Origin of the sequence: Microvirga mediterraneensis (genome assembly GCF_013520865.1) — a bacterium.
Classification (GTDB): domain Bacteria; phylum Pseudomonadota; class Alphaproteobacteria; order Rhizobiales; family Beijerinckiaceae; genus Microvirga; species Microvirga mediterraneensis.
Genome location: NZ_JACDXJ010000001.1, coordinates 2801902 through 2816007, shown reverse-complemented (window position 1 = coordinate 2816007; position 14106 = coordinate 2801902). Strand labels below are relative to the sequence as shown.

General features: G+C 64.7%; 11 protein-coding genes. 7 read left to right on the top strand and 4 right to left on the bottom strand.

Annotated features, from left to right (window positions below):
- Nucleotides 1-109 precede the first annotated feature (109 nt).
- Both bcp and H0S73_RS13295 read left to right on the top strand, forming a co-directional pair.
- The gene (gene bcp / locus H0S73_RS13300; protein WP_181052617.1) at nucleotides 110-580 is read left to right on the top strand and encodes a thioredoxin-dependent thiol peroxidase; all 471 of its coding nucleotides are present in this window, start codon (nucleotides 110-112) and stop codon (nucleotides 578-580) included.
- An 80-nt stretch (nucleotides 581-660) separates the two neighbouring features.
- The gene (locus H0S73_RS13295) at nucleotides 661-2028 is read left to right on the top strand and encodes a matrixin family metalloprotease (RefSeq protein ID WP_181052616.1); all 1368 of its coding nucleotides are present in this window, start codon (nucleotides 661-663) and stop codon (nucleotides 2026-2028) included.
- A gap of 54 nt (nucleotides 2029-2082) precedes the next feature.
- Here the strand turns inward: H0S73_RS13295 and prfB are convergent.
- From prfB to H0S73_RS13280, 3 genes are all read right to left on the bottom strand, one after another.
- A protein-coding gene (gene prfB, locus H0S73_RS13290; protein WP_181052615.1) for a peptide chain release factor 2 occupies nucleotides 2083-3211 on the bottom strand; the annotation gives its coding sequence in 2 pieces (ribosomal slippage) (nucleotides 2083-3141 and nucleotides 3143-3211; 1128 coding nt in all).
- 137 nt (nucleotides 3212-3348) lie between these two features.
- Nucleotides 3349-5802 (bottom strand): penicillin-binding protein 1A, encoded by a 2454-nt coding sequence (locus tag H0S73_RS13285; protein ID WP_181054331.1) that lies wholly within the window; start codon nucleotides 5800-5802, stop codon nucleotides 3349-3351.
- 110 nt (nucleotides 5803-5912) lie between these two features.
- Nucleotides 5913-7160 (bottom strand): N-acetylmuramoyl-L-alanine amidase, encoded by a 1248-nt coding sequence (locus H0S73_RS13280; RefSeq protein WP_181052614.1) that lies wholly within the window; start codon nucleotides 7158-7160, stop codon nucleotides 5913-5915.
- A gap of 608 nt (nucleotides 7161-7768) precedes the next feature.
- Here H0S73_RS13280 and H0S73_RS13275 point away from each other — a divergent pair.
- Entirely contained in the window at nucleotides 7769-10450 is a 2682-nt protein-coding gene (locus tag H0S73_RS13275; RefSeq protein WP_181052613.1) for an Rne/Rng family ribonuclease, read from the top strand.
- Nucleotides 10451-10462: 12 nt separating this feature from the next.
- Nucleotides 10463-10603 carry a hypothetical protein gene (locus H0S73_RS13270; protein WP_181052612.1) on the top strand — a complete coding sequence of 47 codons (141 nt, stop codon included), beginning with the start codon at nucleotides 10463-10465 and terminating at the stop codon, nucleotides 10601-10603.
- Between the two features lie 6 nt (nucleotides 10604-10609).
- Here H0S73_RS13270 and H0S73_RS13265 read toward each other — a convergent pair whose 3' ends face one another.
- The gene (locus H0S73_RS13265) at nucleotides 10610-11791 is read right to left on the bottom strand and encodes a pyridoxal phosphate-dependent aminotransferase (RefSeq protein WP_181052611.1); all 1182 of its coding nucleotides are present in this window, start codon (nucleotides 11789-11791) and stop codon (nucleotides 10610-10612) included.
- A gap of 185 nt (nucleotides 11792-11976) precedes the next feature.
- Here H0S73_RS13265 and H0S73_RS13260 point away from each other — a divergent pair, with 185 nt between their 5' ends.
- The 3 genes from H0S73_RS13260 to accB all read left to right on the top strand — a co-directional run bounded on the left by H0S73_RS13260 (nucleotide 11977) and on the right by accB (nucleotide 14106).
- Entirely contained in the window at nucleotides 11977-12756 is a 780-nt protein-coding gene (locus H0S73_RS13260) for a DsbA family protein (RefSeq protein ID WP_181052610.1), read from the top strand.
- A 380-nt stretch (nucleotides 12757-13136) separates the two neighbouring features.
- Nucleotides 13137-13604 (top strand): type II 3-dehydroquinate dehydratase, encoded by a 468-nt coding sequence (gene aroQ / locus H0S73_RS13255; protein ID WP_181052609.1) that lies wholly within the window; start codon nucleotides 13137-13139, stop codon nucleotides 13602-13604.
- 25 nt (nucleotides 13605-13629) lie between these two features.
- A complete protein-coding gene (gene accB / locus H0S73_RS13250) occupies nucleotides 13630-14106 on the top strand; it encodes an acetyl-CoA carboxylase biotin carboxyl carrier protein (RefSeq protein ID WP_181052608.1) in 477 nt (158 codons plus the stop codon).

The following is a 14106-nucleotide window of genomic DNA, read 5'->3' as shown; positions in this document are numbered from 1 at the left end:
AATCAGAGAAGAGACCTTAACCGCCTCAGGTGGCTCCCGCGACCGTTCCCGTCAGTCGTGCACACCAGAGGTTTCCAAACAGCACATTCCGCCAAAAGGAAGGCGACTCATGCCTCTTACCATCGGAACCAAAGCTCCGGCCTTCTCCCTGCCTGCGACAGATGGTCGGGAGATCAGCCTCGACAGCCTGAAAGGCCGCAAGGTCGTGCTGTACTTCTACCCCAAGGACGATACCAGCGGCTGCACGATCGAGGCAAAGGACTTCCAGGCCCTCAAGGCGGATTTCGCCGCTGCCGATACGGAAATCGTGGGCGTCTCGCCGGATCCGATGAAGAGCCACGACAGGTTCCGCGCCAAGTACGGCCTCGATTTCTCCCTCGCGTCGGACGAGGCCAAGACCATGCTGGAAGCCTACGGGGTCTGGGTCGAGAAGAGCATGTACGGCCGCAAGTACATGGGGGTCGAGCGCACCACGGTGCTGATCGACCGCGAGGGCAACATCGCCCAGGTCTGGCACAAGGTGAAGGTCCCGGGCCATGCGGAGGAGGTGCTGAAGGCCGCGCAGGCTTTCGGCACCTGACCGGACAGGCCTTGCAGCGCGGAACAGATACGTAATAATATTAGGAAACAGTTCCCCCGCTACGCTGCAAGGTTTCCTTCATGCCGGACTACAAAGCCATTCTCTCGGGCCAGAGCTGGAACGCTCTGTCCGGCCTCAAGGTCGCCAAGACGCCTGTTTTCCTGACCTATACGTTCAACGGCCCGCGCTGGAACGCGTCGAAGTTCGGCAGCAGCGACATGTCCTTGGCGCGAAAGGCCCTGAAGATGTGGGGCGATGCATCGGGCATTCGCTTCATCGAGGTCAAGGGCGAGGATGCCGAGCTGAAGTTTCAATGGCAATGGGATTACGGGGACCATTCCGGCTGGGCCGAATTCCCGCTGCTTGAGCGCGACTACTTCGACGAGGGCCTCGTCCGGGACGACGATGGCGGCAACATCTACCTGAACGCGCACTACCGTTCCGAACTGGGAAGCAACAAGGGGTTCAAGTTGTATGTCCTGCTCCATGAGATCGGCCATGCGCTCGGTCTCAAGCACCCTTTCCACAGGATGGACTACAACAAGCAATTGCTGAAGTCGGAACTCGATCACGTGAATCATACCGTGATGAGCTACACGGGAGCCGACATCAACATGCAGCCACTCGGACTCGGCGCCCTCGACATCCAGGCAATCCGCGCGCTCTACGGCAGCCCATCGAAGGACGGAAAACAAGTCGCGAAATGGAGCTGGAGCAAGGCGGCGCAGACCCTCACTCAGATCGGCAAGAGCAAGGCGGACGTCATCTATGGTGTCGCCGTCAAGGACGTCATCAAGGGTGGAGCTGGTGACGACAGGATCTACAGCTTCGACGGTGACGACACGCTCCTTGGCGGCGACGGCAACGATGTCCTGAGCGGCGGGGACGGTGACGACGCCCTGCTGGGAGAAGCCGGCAACGATACCTTGAGTGGTAGCTATGGCGACGACGTTCTGCAGGGAGGCGCCGGCAGCGACCTCCTGAGCGGCGGGTCGCGCAATGATGTCCTTTACGGCGACGACGGGAACGACAGCCTGAAAGGAGGGGACGGCAACGATACGCTGTACGGAGGCCTGGGCAGCGATGTTCTGACCGGCAACGACGGCAGCGATCAATTCGTCTTCGACACCCCATTCAGCGGAATCGACGACGTCGACCAGATCGCGGACTTCAACCAGAACCCGCAGGAGGCATGGTACGATGAGTATGAACAGGACAAGATCATCCTGTCGTCGGCAATCTTCAGCACCCTCGCGAAAGGCCTCCTAAGAGATGAGGCGTTTGTAAAAGGAGCGGCCGCACAGGATTCCACCGACAAGATTCTCTTCGATCCGGCGGAGCAATTCCTCTCCTACGACCCGGACGGCACCGGTCCCCTAGCGGCCGTGCGCTTCGCGAAGCTACTGGGCACGGTGACGCTCAACGCCTCCGACTTCCTGGTCGTTTGAGTCTTGCGCCTGCCATGAGAAAGGCCCACCCGATAGAGTGGGCCCTTTTCCATTTTAGTCGATATCCTCGACCTCCGCGGCGCCGCCATAGACGCGCTGGGCGAGCGAGGCTTCCATGAAGGGGTCCAGGTCGCCGTCGAGCACGTCCTGCGGGCTCGTCGATTGGGCGCCGGTGCGCAGGTCCTTCACCATCTGGTAGGGCTGCAGCACGTAGGAGCGGATCTGGTGGCCCCAGCCGATATCCGTCTTCGCGGCGGCCTCGGCGTTGGCCTTCTCCTCACGCTTCTTCAGCTCCGCCTCGTAGAGGCGCGCGCGCAGCATGTTCCAGGCGGTCGCCCGGTTCTTGTGCTGGGAGCGCTCCTGCTGGCAGGCCACGACGATGCCGCTCGGAATGTGCGTGATGCGCACCGCCGAGTCGGTGGTGTTCACGTGCTGACCGCCGGCGCCCGAGGACCGGAACGTGTCGATGCGGCAGTCCGATTCCTTGATCTCGATGTTGATGCGGTCGTCCACCACCGGATAGACCCACACCGATGCAAAGCTCGTATGGCGGCGGGCATTGGAATCGTAGGGCGAGATGCGCACGAGCCGGTGCACGCCCGACTCGGTCTTGAGCCAGCCATAGGCATTGAGGCCCTTGATCAGGAGCGTGGCGCTCTTGATTCCGGCCTCTTCACCGTCGGTGATTTCGAGAAGCTCGACCTTGTACTTCCGGCGCTCGGCCCAGCGGGCATACATGCGCTGGAGCATGTTGGCCCAGTCCTGGCTTTCCGTGCCGCCCGCGCCCGAATGCACTTCCACATAGGTGTCGTTGGCATCCGCCTCGCCCGAAAGCAGGGTCTCGACCTGGCGGCGCGCCGCCTCGGCCTGAAGGCTGCGGATCGTCTCCTCGCCCTCCCGGACCGTGTCCTCGTCCTCTTCCGTCTCGCCGAGTTCGATCAGCGTGATGGCGTCTTCGAGATCCTGCTCGAGGCGCTTCACGGCCGAGATCTGATCCTCGAGCGACGTGCGTTCGCGCATGATCTTCTGCGCGGCGTCGGCATCGTTCCAGAGGTTGGGATCCTCGGCCTGGGCGTTCAGTTCCGCGAGGCGTCGCTGGGCAGTATCCCAGTCAAAGATGCCTCCTCAGCAGCCCGACTGACTGCTTGGTCTCTTCTACGAGATGTTGGATTTCGGCGCGCATGGGTTCTCTTATGTCCGTGCCTGTGATGGTGGCGTCTTAGAGCATCGAGCCCGAAAGTGGAATGCACTTTCGAGCCCAATGACTCAGTCGTCGATTGTCATGTGTGATGGGCGATTTCTATATGGGAGCAAAGCCGCTCAGTACAATCCGCCCGGTCCCACGCCCACCGCCCGCTGCCCCCCTGGCGGAGGAGCCGGCGCATACTCGGCCTGCGGGACTTCGTCCGCCGAAGGCTCCGGCGGCACGTATTCCGGCGGAGACTGGCCCGGCTTGAACGCCTCGAGGATGGTGCCGCCGCCCTCGCCGCCCGCGCGGGTGCCGGTGGCGGCATTGACGCGGATCAGCTTGATGCCAGCAGGAACACGGAACGGCGTCGCCGGCTTGTCCTTGAGCGCCATCTGCATGAAGTCGCGGAAGACGGGCGCTGCGTACTGGCCCGCCGTCGCCGCGCTGCCGAGCGACTTCGGCTGGTCGTAGCCGAGGAACACGCCCACGGCGAGATCGGGCGAGAAGCCGACGAACCACACGTCCTTGGCGTCGTTGGTGGTGCCGGTCTTGCCGGCGAGCGGCTTGCCGACGGCCTTGACGGACTGGGCCGTGCCGCGCTGGACCACGCCTTCGAGGATCGAGGTGATCTGGTAGGCGGTCAGCGGGTCGAGCACCTGTTCGCGGGTCTCGGTCAGCTTGGGAGCGGCGGCGCCATCCCACTTCTCCGCGTCGCAGCCGTTGCATTTGCGGTCGTCGTGGCGATAGAGGGTCCGGCCGTTGCGGTCCTGAATCTGGTCGATCAGGGTCGGCTTGATGCGGCGGCCGCCATTGGCGAACATGGAATAGGCCGCCGTCATGCGCATGACCGTGGTCTCGCCGGCGCCGAGCGACATGGAGAGCAGCGGCAGCAAGTCGTCATAGACGCCGAAGCGACGGGCATATTCCGAGATGGCCGGCATGCCGACCTCGTTGGCGAGGCGCACCGTCATCAGGTTCTTGGAATGCTCGATGCCGTAGCGCAGGGTCCGCAGGCCGCCCGACTTGCCGTCGTAGTTGGACGGCGCCCAGGCTGCCTGCCCCGGCCCCATGTCGAGCACGAAGGGCGAATCCATGATCTGGTTCGACGGCGTGTAGCCGTTATCGAGGGCGGTCGCGTAGACGATCGGCTTGAACGAGGAGCCCGGCTGGCGCATGGCCTGGACGGCCCGGTTGAACTCGCTCTGGTCGTAGGAGAAGCCGCCCACCATGGCGTGAACGCGGCCCGTATTGGGATCCATGGCCACGATGGCGCCCGAAATTTCCGGGATCTGGCGCAGGCGGAACTGGCCCGGCTTGTCGGCCAGGGGCTCCACATAGACCACATCGCCCACGGAAACGGCGCGCTCGACGGGCCGGCGGGTCCATTTTGCGCCATCGGCCGTCACGAGGCCGGTCTCGCGGTCCTTGCCGACCTGACCGGACGCCTCGCGCTTGGGCTGCAGGCCGATCTTCGCACGCCCTCCGGCCACTTCCAGCACCACGGCCAGACGCCAGGGCTGCACATCGCCGAGCGACGACACTTCCGCGAGGGCCTGGCCCCATTCGCGACCCGCGAGGTCGATCTTCTGCTGGGATCCGCGCCAGCCGCGCGCCTCGTCGAAGCGCACGAGACCGTCGACCAGGGCCTTGCGGGCCATGGCCTGCATCTTGGGATCGAGTGTCGACCGGATGAGCAGGCCGCCCTCGTAGAGGGTTTCCTCGCCGTAGCGCTCGGCGATGTCCCGGCGCACGCCCTCGGCGAAGTAGCCCGACGCGATGCTGTTCGGGGAGACCACGCGCGGCTTGACGTTGAGGGGCTCCTTCTGGGCCGCCTCCGCGTCCTGTTTGGAGATGTAGCCGTTGGCGGCCATGCGGTCGATCACCCAGTTCCGGCGATCGATGGCGGCCTTGCGCTGGCGGAAGGGATGATAATTGTTCGGCCCCTTGGGCAGGGCGGCGATGTAGGCGGCCTCCGCGATGGTCAGTTCGTGGATGGACTTGCCGAAATAATCGAGCGCCGCGGCCGCGATGCCGTGCAGGTTACGGCCCGGGGTCAGGGTGCCGAGGAAGATCTCGTTGAGATAGAGCTCGAGGATCTTGTCCTTGGAGAAGGTCGATTCCATGCGCAGCGCGATCAGCGCCTCGCGTATCTTGCGCTCGTAGCTCCGCTCGTTGCCGACGAGGAAGTTCTTGGCGACCTGCTGGGTGATGGTCGAAGCGCCCTGCTCCCTGGCTCCGCCGGAGCGGAGGTTGGCCACGACGGCACGGACGAGCCCCTCGGGATCGACGCCGACATGCTTGTAGAAGTTCTTGTCCTCGGCCGAGAGGAAGGCCCCGATCACGAGCTTGGGGACGGCCTGGATCGGTACGTAGAGGCGGCGCTCACGGGCATATTCGGCAATCAAGCTACCGTCCGCCGCATGGATGCGGGTCATCACCGGAGGCTCGTAATTGGCCAGCTGGGCGTGATCCGGCAGGTCCTTCGAATAGAACCAGAATCCATAGGCGAGCCCCACGGCGCCGATCAGGAAGAAGATCGCTCCGACGCTGAAGAGGAAGCCGAAAAATCGTAGGACGAAGCGCATCCGATGGTATTCCATGACGGCGCCCATGGCGCCTGTTTATGCAGATCTTGAAACGCGCATCCTCGTTACCCGATGAATCGCGCCCCCGCTATGGGGTATCCACACTCTCTCTATGGTAAAACTGCGGCAGCGCCCCTGCGGGCAAACCGCGCGGCGAAAAAGCGATCCACCGCGACCGACATGGCCGAGACCATTTTGGCGCGCCAGTCCTCCGACATCAACAGGTCCAGGTCTTTTTGGCTCGACAGATAGCCGAGTTCGACCAGGACGGACGGCACGTCGTGCGCCCGCAGCACCTGGAAACGGGCCTGACGGTGAGGATTCTTGTTGAGCCGGGCAACGGAATCGAACTCGCCCACGAGACGGCTGGCGAAGCCGTGGGAAAAGCCCCGCGTTTCCCGGAGCGTCAGCTCCATCAGGATGTCCGACACGTCATCGGGAATATCGCGCGATTCGACGCCGGCCACCGCATCCGCCTTGTTTTCGCGGTCGGCGAGGCGGGCGGAATCGGCGTCCGAGGCCCGTTCGGCCCCGGTATAGACCGTCAGCCCCCTCACCTCCTGGCCGCCGGAGATCGAATCCGCATGGACGGAGATGAAAAGATCGGCCTGGACCCCGCGGGCAGCCCGCACCCGGTCGCCGAGGGAGACGAACACGTCCTCGTCGCGGGTCATGACGATCCTGTAGCGGCCGGCCTCTTCCAGCTTCCTCTTGAGTCTCTGGGCGAAGGCCAGGACCAGATCCTTCTCATAGACATTGCCCGAGGAGGCGTTGGCCCCCGGGTCGATTCCGCCATGACCGGGGTCGATCACGATGACCGGGCGGGCGTCCTTGGGCCCCTGAACCGCAGGCGCGGACGAGGCCTCCTTGGTGACGGCCGCGCTGTCAACAGCCGCCTTGTGGAACTCCTCCCGCTCGGCGCGGGACAGCTCGATGGTCAGGATCGTCGCCGCGCCCGTGGCATCGGGCGCGGTGGTCATCCCCGAGACCACGGCAGGCTGCGTCAGTTCCATCACCACCCGGGAGCGGCCCGGAGCGAAAAGGCCGTAGCGGTAGGAGGCGATGAGGCCTTCCCTGCCGCGCCCCGCCTCCTGCGGGAGATGGAAGGCAACCTCGGGCAGGTCGATGATGACCCGGTCCGGGCGCTCCATCAGGGAGACCTGCGCCATCACGGGTTTCGACAAGGTAACCTTAAAACGAGTTTTCGCCCCCTCCGCCTCGACCGCAACGGCGGCCGCGATGGTGGGAGAGCCGGCCTTCGCCCCCTCTCCAGCCGCATGGGCATGACCGGTCCACGCGGCCACAAGGGCCACCACGAGGCACGCGCGGGCAAGGCGGGTGAAGGGAAAAACGGGCATTGGTATCGCTGAGCTGTCTAGCGTCCTTCCTATACTGATAGACGCCTCGTGGTTAACGGAACCTCACGTCGCATGCTGGAATACTGACACTCTGTTGCATTCATAGCACAGTGACACGGGATCTTGCCAAATGCCCCAATCGCTCTGTAATGATCTTAATCCCGTTCGGCATGGCCGAATCTGACGGCGGATCCGGAGGAGACGGTTGTCTTGACCGATCCTCCAGGAGACCCGTCACCCTCGACAGGCTCACGGACAGGACCATATGGCGACGCTTGTCGTCACCCGCCGATGACCGAGTTTCGGCTCATCGATATCTAGTACGAAAGGGCCGTGTCGAATGGTTGCGCACACGAAGTCAGTTCTGACCTTCGTTTCTGCACCGTTCGAATCGCGCGTCTCAACCCGCGCACGCCCTGGCTTCACCCTTTCCGGCCCAGAGCCGGCCCAATTCAACCCAGAATGCGCCCCGACGCGGCGCACGATGGCGATCGACAGCACTCCGAACGCAATTTCAGCCCGCCGTCCTTCTTGGCGGCGCGGCCATCCGCCCACAATGCGGCCCCTGCCTCAGGTCCTGCCCTCGATCGCCATGTCGAGAGTTCAACATGGCAAACAAGATGCTCATCGATGCCTCACACCCGGAAGAAACCCGGGTCGTGGTGGTACGCGGTCAGAAGGTCGAAGAATTCGACTTCGAATCCGCTAACCGGAAGCAGCTGCGCGGGAATATCTATCTCGCCAAGGTCACCCGGGTCGAACCGTCGCTCCAGGCGGCCTTCGTGGAATACGGCGGAAACCGCCACGGGTTCCTCGCTTTCAGCGAAATCCATCCCGATTATTATCAGATCCCCGTCGCCGACCGTCAGGCGTTGCTCGAGGCCGAGGCCGAGGCACAGGCCGAGGAGGAGCGCGAGGAGGAACGCCGCAGCAACCGTCGCCGCCGCCGGTCCTCGCCGCGTCGCGCCGAGAACGACGAGACCGTGGTCTCGACGGAAGCGGAAGCCGGAACCGAGGGTGCCCTCGAGGCGGTCGAGGGTTCGGCCCATACCGAGTCTGCAGGCGAAGAGGGTGAGGCATCGGGCTCCGACACGCAGGATGCCGTCCCCCTGGTGATGGCCGACGGCGAGGCTCCCGGCGAAGGCGCCGAGGAGGCCGCCGTCGAGGCGATCGAGGGCTCGGCCCATGTGGAAGCCCCGGAGGGAATCGAAGCCGCGCACGGTGCCGAGGCCCGGGCGCCCGAGGGCGACACGGAAGCCGACGAGGACGAAGACGATCACGACGTGGAAGAGCACGAGATCGTCGAGCAGCTCGGCGGAGACGACGCCATCGAGGACCTGCCGCAGCGCCGGCGCGCGCCGCGCAAGCAGTACAAGATCCAGGAAGTCATCAAGCGCCGCCAGATCCTGCTGGTCCAGGTCGTGAAGGAAGAGCGCGGCAACAAGGGCGCGGCGCTCACCACCTACCTGTCGCTTGCCGGCCGCTATTCCGTGCTCATGCCCAACACGGGCCGGGGCGGCGGCATCTCCCGCAAGATCACCAACGCGGCCGACCGCAAGCGCCTGAAGGAAATCGCCCAGGAGCTGGAGGTGCCCGAGGGAATGGGCATCATCCTGCGCACGGCCGGCGCCTCGCGCACCAAGCCCGAGATCAAGCGCGACTACGAATACCTGATGCGCCTGTGGGAGAGCGTGCGCGAGCTGACCCTCAAGTCGGCGGCCCCCGCCCTCGTCTACGAGGAAGGCTCCCTCATCAAGCGCGCGATCCGCGACCTCTACAACAAGGACATCGACGACGTGATGGTCGCCGGTGAGGAGGGCTATCGCGAGGCCAAGGACTTCATGCGGATGCTCATGCCGAGCCATTCGAAGCTGGTCCAGCCCTACCGCGATCCTCAGCCTCTCTTCGCGAAATTCGGCGTCGAGGCCCAGCTCGATGCCATGTTCTCGAACGTGGTGACCCTGAAATCGGGCGGCTATCTCGTCATCAACCCGACGGAAGCCCTCGTTTCGATCGACGTGAACTCCGGCCGTTCGACCCGCGAGCACAACATCGAGGACACGGCGCTGCGCACGAACCTCGAAGCGGCCGAGGAAATCGCCCGCCAGCTCCGCCTGCGCGATCTCGCCGGCCTCGTGGTGATCGACTTCATCGACATGGAGGAGAAGCGCAATAACCGCGCCGTCGAGAAGAAGCTCAACGAGTGCCTGAAGAACGACCGCGCCCGCATCCAGGTGGGCCGCATCTCGCCGTTCGGGCTCCTTGAAATGTCGCGCCAGCGAATCCGCACCGGCGTGCTGGAATCCTCCTCGATCCCCTGCCCGCATTGCGCCGGCACCGGCTTCGTGCGCTCGACGCCGTCGGTGGCCCTCCAGGTGCTGCGCTCGATCGAGGAAACCCTCATCAAGAATTCAGGCTACAACCTCGTCGTCCGCACCCGGATGGAGGCAGCCTTCTACATCCTGAACCAGAAGCGCATCCACCTGCGTGACCTGGAGATGCGTTTCGGCGTGGCGATTTCCATCGTGGCCGACGACAGCCTCCACGGCACGACGACCTATGCCATCGAGCGTGGCGAACCCGCCCTCAAGCTCGAGCACAAGTCGGCCGCGACCGGCATCCAGATCGACGCGATTGCCATCGACGAACCCGTCGAGGAGATCGAGGCCGAGGCCGAGGATGAAGCCGCCGAGGAGACACAAGGCAGCGAAGAGCGCGGCGAGGACGGCGAAGGCGGTGGACGCCGCCGCCGCCGCCGCCGCCGCCGCCGTGGTCGCGACCGGGACGGCTTTGCTGGTGAAGCCCAGGGCGAGGAAGGCGTGGAAGCCGGAGAGGCCGAGGGCGAATCCGACGAGGAGGAGGCCGAGGTCGGGGCTTCCGGAGCCGAAGCTCCTGCCGCCGAAGCCGGCGAGACGGACGAGGAATCCCGTGGCGGACGTCGCCGTCGTCGCGGGCGCCGCGGCGGTCGCGGGCGTGGCCGTGACGAGACGGCCGAGGAATTCGCCCTCGAAGAGGGTTTCGTCGCTCCCGACGAGGTTCAGGCTGCTCCGGCTCCGACCGAAGCCGCCCCGGCAGAGGCAGGCTCCGAGACCCTGGAGCCGCAGCAAGCCGCCGGAAACGAGCCGATCGTCACGCCGTCCCATCCGGTGGCAGAAGCCCCCGTTCCGCCGCCCGCTCCCGTCGCTCCCGAGCCGGAGCCGGTCGCGGTCGTCCTGACCCCGGAAGATCCCAATCGCCCCAAGCGCGCCGGCTGGTGGTCCAAGGCCAAGTCGGTCCTGAGCGGATCGTAAGGACAAAACAAAATGCCCGGCACGAAGCCGGGCATTTTGCTGAAAGGGATTGGTTCATTACGTCATGGCCGGCCTTGTGCCGGCCATCTCGATTGGAAGAGCGTTGCGCCTGAAGTGATCGGGATCACCGGCACGAGGCCGGTGATGACGTGAGCGGAATTACTTCAACCACCCCTTCAGCCGCGCCACCGTCTCGCGGCAATCGTTCTCCGATCCGGCGAAGGAGAACCGCAGGTAGTGCGAGCCCTCGATGGGGTCGAAGTCGAGCCCCGGGGTGGCGGCGACGCCCGCCTCCTCCAGCATGCGCTTGGAGAAGCCGATGGAATCGTTCGTGAAGCGGGCGATGTCGGCATAGATGTAGAAGGCGCCGTCCACCGGGTGCATCTCGGTGATGCCGATCTTGGGCAGCTCCTCCAGGAGATAGGCGCGGTTGTGGGCGTAAGCAGCCTTCACGGCCTCCAATTCCTCCGCTGCGTCGAAGGCGGCGAGCGCCGCCACCTGGGAAAGATAGGGGGGCGAGATGTAGAGGTTCTGCGCCAACCGCTCGATGGGGCGGACCAGCCGGTCCGGCACCACGATCCATCCGATGCGCCAGCCGGTCATGCAATAATATTTGGAGAATGAGTTGATCACGACGGCATCGTCGTCGGAGGCGAGCGCCGTGGACGCGGCCTCACCATAGGTCAACCCGTGATAGATCTCGTCGGACACGAACCACAGCCCCAGGCGGCGGCAGGTCTCGCCCAGCTCGGCAAGGGCCTTGCGGCCGATCATGGTGCCGGAGGGGTTCGCGGGGCTCATGGCGAGAATGCCGTGCAGCGGCTTTTCCGCATGGGCCTTCTCGATGGCCTGGGCGGTCATGATCCAGCCGTCGGCCTTGGCGAGCGGGATCGTGACCGGCTCGATGCCCAGGGCCTCCAGGATGTTCCGGTAGGCCGGATAGCCCGGCGCGGTGATCGCCACCCGCTGCCCCGGATCGAAGAGGCTCAGGAAAGCCAGGACAAACCCGGCCGAGGAGCCGGTCGTCACCACGACCCGCTGGGGCGCGATGCTCACGCCGTATGCATCGCGGTAGTGCCGGGCGATGCGCTCCCGCAAGGCCGCGATGCCGAGGGCTTCGGTGTAGCCGATGCGCCCGAGGTCGAGAGCCGCCTTGGCGGCCTCCCGGGCCGGGCGCGGAGCTGGGGCGGATGGCTGACCGACCTCCATGTGGATGACGCTGTCGCCCCGTCGTTCCTTGGCGGCGGCCGCGCTCAGAACGTCCATGGCGAGGAAGGAGGCGACGCGATCCATGCGGCGGGCGATGAGGGGCGAATGGAGATCGGCGGCTGATTTGGTCATGGAAGGCTCGTATCCCTTTGCCGGGCGGGTCTCAAGGCGGTTCATGGCAATGGAGCGCCTAATACGAACCCGTGATTTGACGACGCAGGGTACAAGCCGCTAACTCGCGGTAGAACACCGAGTCTCAACTCCGCCTCGAACCGTTGCTAGACAGGGGCGTCAAGGACTTCCACAAAGGACCGAATATGCGCTTTTCGCTTCTCACCATCGGCCGGACCGCAGCCCTGCTCGGCGCTCTGGCGGTCGCACCCGCCGCGATGGCGCAGGGCACGGTCTTCAACGACCAGCAGAAGCAGGCCATCGGCGAGATCGTGAAGGATTATCTTCTCAAGAACCCGGAGGTTCTGACCGAGGTGATCGCCGAGCTCGAGAAGCGCCAGGCGGAAGCTCAGCAGGTCGCTCAGGCGAGCGCCGTGAAGGAAACGAAGCAGTCGCTCCTGAACGCATCCCATTCCTACGTGGTCGGCAATCCATCCGGCGACATTACCCTGGTGGAGTTCTTCGATTACAATTGCGGCTACTGCAAGAAGGCATTGTCCGACCTCCAGACACTCATGAAGAGCGACCCGAAGCTTCGGGTCGTCCTGAAGGATTTCCCAGTTCTTGGGCCGGATTCCGTCGAGGCGAGCCGGGTGGCGCTGGCGGTCAAGAACCAGCTCCAGGGCCAGAAGCTCTTCGATTACCACACCAAGGTCCTGGAAAGCCGCGGCCGCGTGAACGGCGAGCGCGCCATGGCGGTGGCCAAGGAGATGGGCGTCGACATGGCTCGCCTTCAGAAGGACGTGGAGAGCCCCGAGGTCCGCAACGCCCTGCAGGAGAACATGGCGCTCGGCGACAAGCTCAACCTGACCGGAACGCCGGCCTTCATCGTCGGCGAGACGGTGATCCCGGGCGCCGTTGGCATCGAGCCCCTGAAGCAGCTCGTGGACAATGTGCGCCAGTGCGGCAAGGCGAGCTGCGGTTAAGGCCTCAAGCTCGGCCCTAGGCCCGCTATGTCATTACATCCCCGGACCTGATCCGGGGACCAGGGCCGGCGCTTCGGATGGGGAAGCCCCCTCTTTGTCATTCCCGGCCGGAGCGCCGCGAAGGGGAAGGAAATCGACGATCAGGCGCAATGCCTTGGATCCTCTTCCCGCACTGCGTGGCCGGGGATGACAGCGGCGTGTCTGCATCATCGAGATGGCCGGGACCGGCCCTGACCGGACGAGAGAATGGCTCTATTCCGCTACGGAACCCTCGCCAAGCTTGGGAAAGCCTTGGTTTTCCCCTTCCCCCCTGCTCGCCTTTTGGCTAAGAGGGCGTTTCTGCTCCGCCAGACGGGGCTGCAAGGAACGCTCCTTTTCCGATGACCACCGTCTTCGTCCTCAACGGGCCCAATCTCAACCTGCTCGGCCGCAGAGAGCCTCACGTCTATGGCAGCACCACGCTGGCCGACATCGAGACGCTCGTGCGCGAGAAGGCCGAGACCCTGGGGGCGGCGATCATGTTTCGCCAGTCTAACCACGAGGGACAGCTCGTCGACTGGATCCAGGAAGCAGGAGCCCAGGGTGCCGGTATCGTCATCAATGCCGGTGCCTATACCCACACCTCGATCGCCCTCCGCGATGCCATCTCCGGCAGCGGCGCTCCGACGGTCGAGATCCACATTTCGAATGTTCATGCCCGCGAGGGCTTTCGCCATCGTTCGCTCATAGCGCCCGTCTCCGTCGGCGTGATCTGTGGTTTCGGGCCCATGAGCTACGTGCTCGGCCTGGAAGCGGTTCACCAGGTGATGGCCGAGCGCGCGCGGCAGGCGAAGCCCTCCCAGCACTAGTTCCTCAGGAAGTAGAGGTAAGCCCATGGCCAAGGAAAACCCTTTCGATCCCGATCTCGTCCGTGAGCTGGCGAATTTGATCGCCGACACGGACCTCAGCGAGATCGAAGTGGAGAAGGGCGACCTTCGTATCCGCGTGGCTCGCACGATCACGGCCGCGGTCTCCGTACCGGTCGCGGCTCCTGCCGCCCTCGCCCCCGCCCCGGTCATCGCCCCGCCTCCGGCCGCAGCCGGGGAAGCCTCGGCGGCCAAGCCCAGCGCTCCCCATCCGGGTGCCGTGCTCTCGCCCATGGTCGGCACCGCCTACCGTAAGCCCTCGCCGGACGCGAAGTCCTTCGTCGAGATCGGCTCCAAGGTCCAGGCCGGCGACAAGGTCCTGCTCGTGGAGGCCATGAAGACCTTCAACGAGATCGTGGCGCCCCGAGCCGGCACCGTGACCGCCATCTATGTCGAAGACGGAACTCCTGTTGAATACGGTGAACCCCTCCTCGTCATCGAATAA

Excerpts from the sequence above, each read along its gene's own strand:
- bcp (WP_181052617.1), top strand. The coding sequence starts at position 110 with ATGCCTCTTACCATCGGAACCAAAGCTCCGGCCTTCTCCCTGCCTGCG.
- H0S73_RS13295 (WP_181052616.1), top strand. The coding sequence starts at position 661 with ATGCCGGACTACAAAGCCATTCTCTCGGGCCAGAGCTGGAACGCTCTG.
- H0S73_RS13285 (WP_181054331.1), bottom strand. The coding sequence starts at position 5,802 with ATGCGCTTCGTCCTACGATTTTTCGGCTTCCTCTTCAGCGTCGGAGCG.
- H0S73_RS13280 (WP_181052614.1), bottom strand. The coding sequence starts at position 7,160 with ATGCCCGTTTTTCCCTTCACCCGCCTTGCCCGCGCGTGCCTCGTGGTG.
- H0S73_RS13275 (WP_181052613.1), top strand. The coding sequence starts at position 7,769 with ATGGCAAACAAGATGCTCATCGATGCCTCACACCCGGAAGAAACCCGG.
- H0S73_RS13270 (WP_181052612.1), top strand. The coding sequence starts at position 10,463 with ATGCCCGGCACGAAGCCGGGCATTTTGCTGAAAGGGATTGGTTCATTA.
- H0S73_RS13265 (WP_181052611.1), bottom strand. The coding sequence starts at position 11,791 with ATGACCAAATCAGCCGCCGATCTCCATTCGCCCCTCATCGCCCGCCGC.
- H0S73_RS13260 (WP_181052610.1), top strand. The coding sequence starts at position 11,977 with ATGCGCTTTTCGCTTCTCACCATCGGCCGGACCGCAGCCCTGCTCGGC.
- aroQ (WP_181052609.1), top strand. The coding sequence starts at position 13,137 with ATGACCACCGTCTTCGTCCTCAACGGGCCCAATCTCAACCTGCTCGGC.
- accB (WP_181052608.1), top strand. The coding sequence starts at position 13,630 with ATGGCCAAGGAAAACCCTTTCGATCCCGATCTCGTCCGTGAGCTGGCG.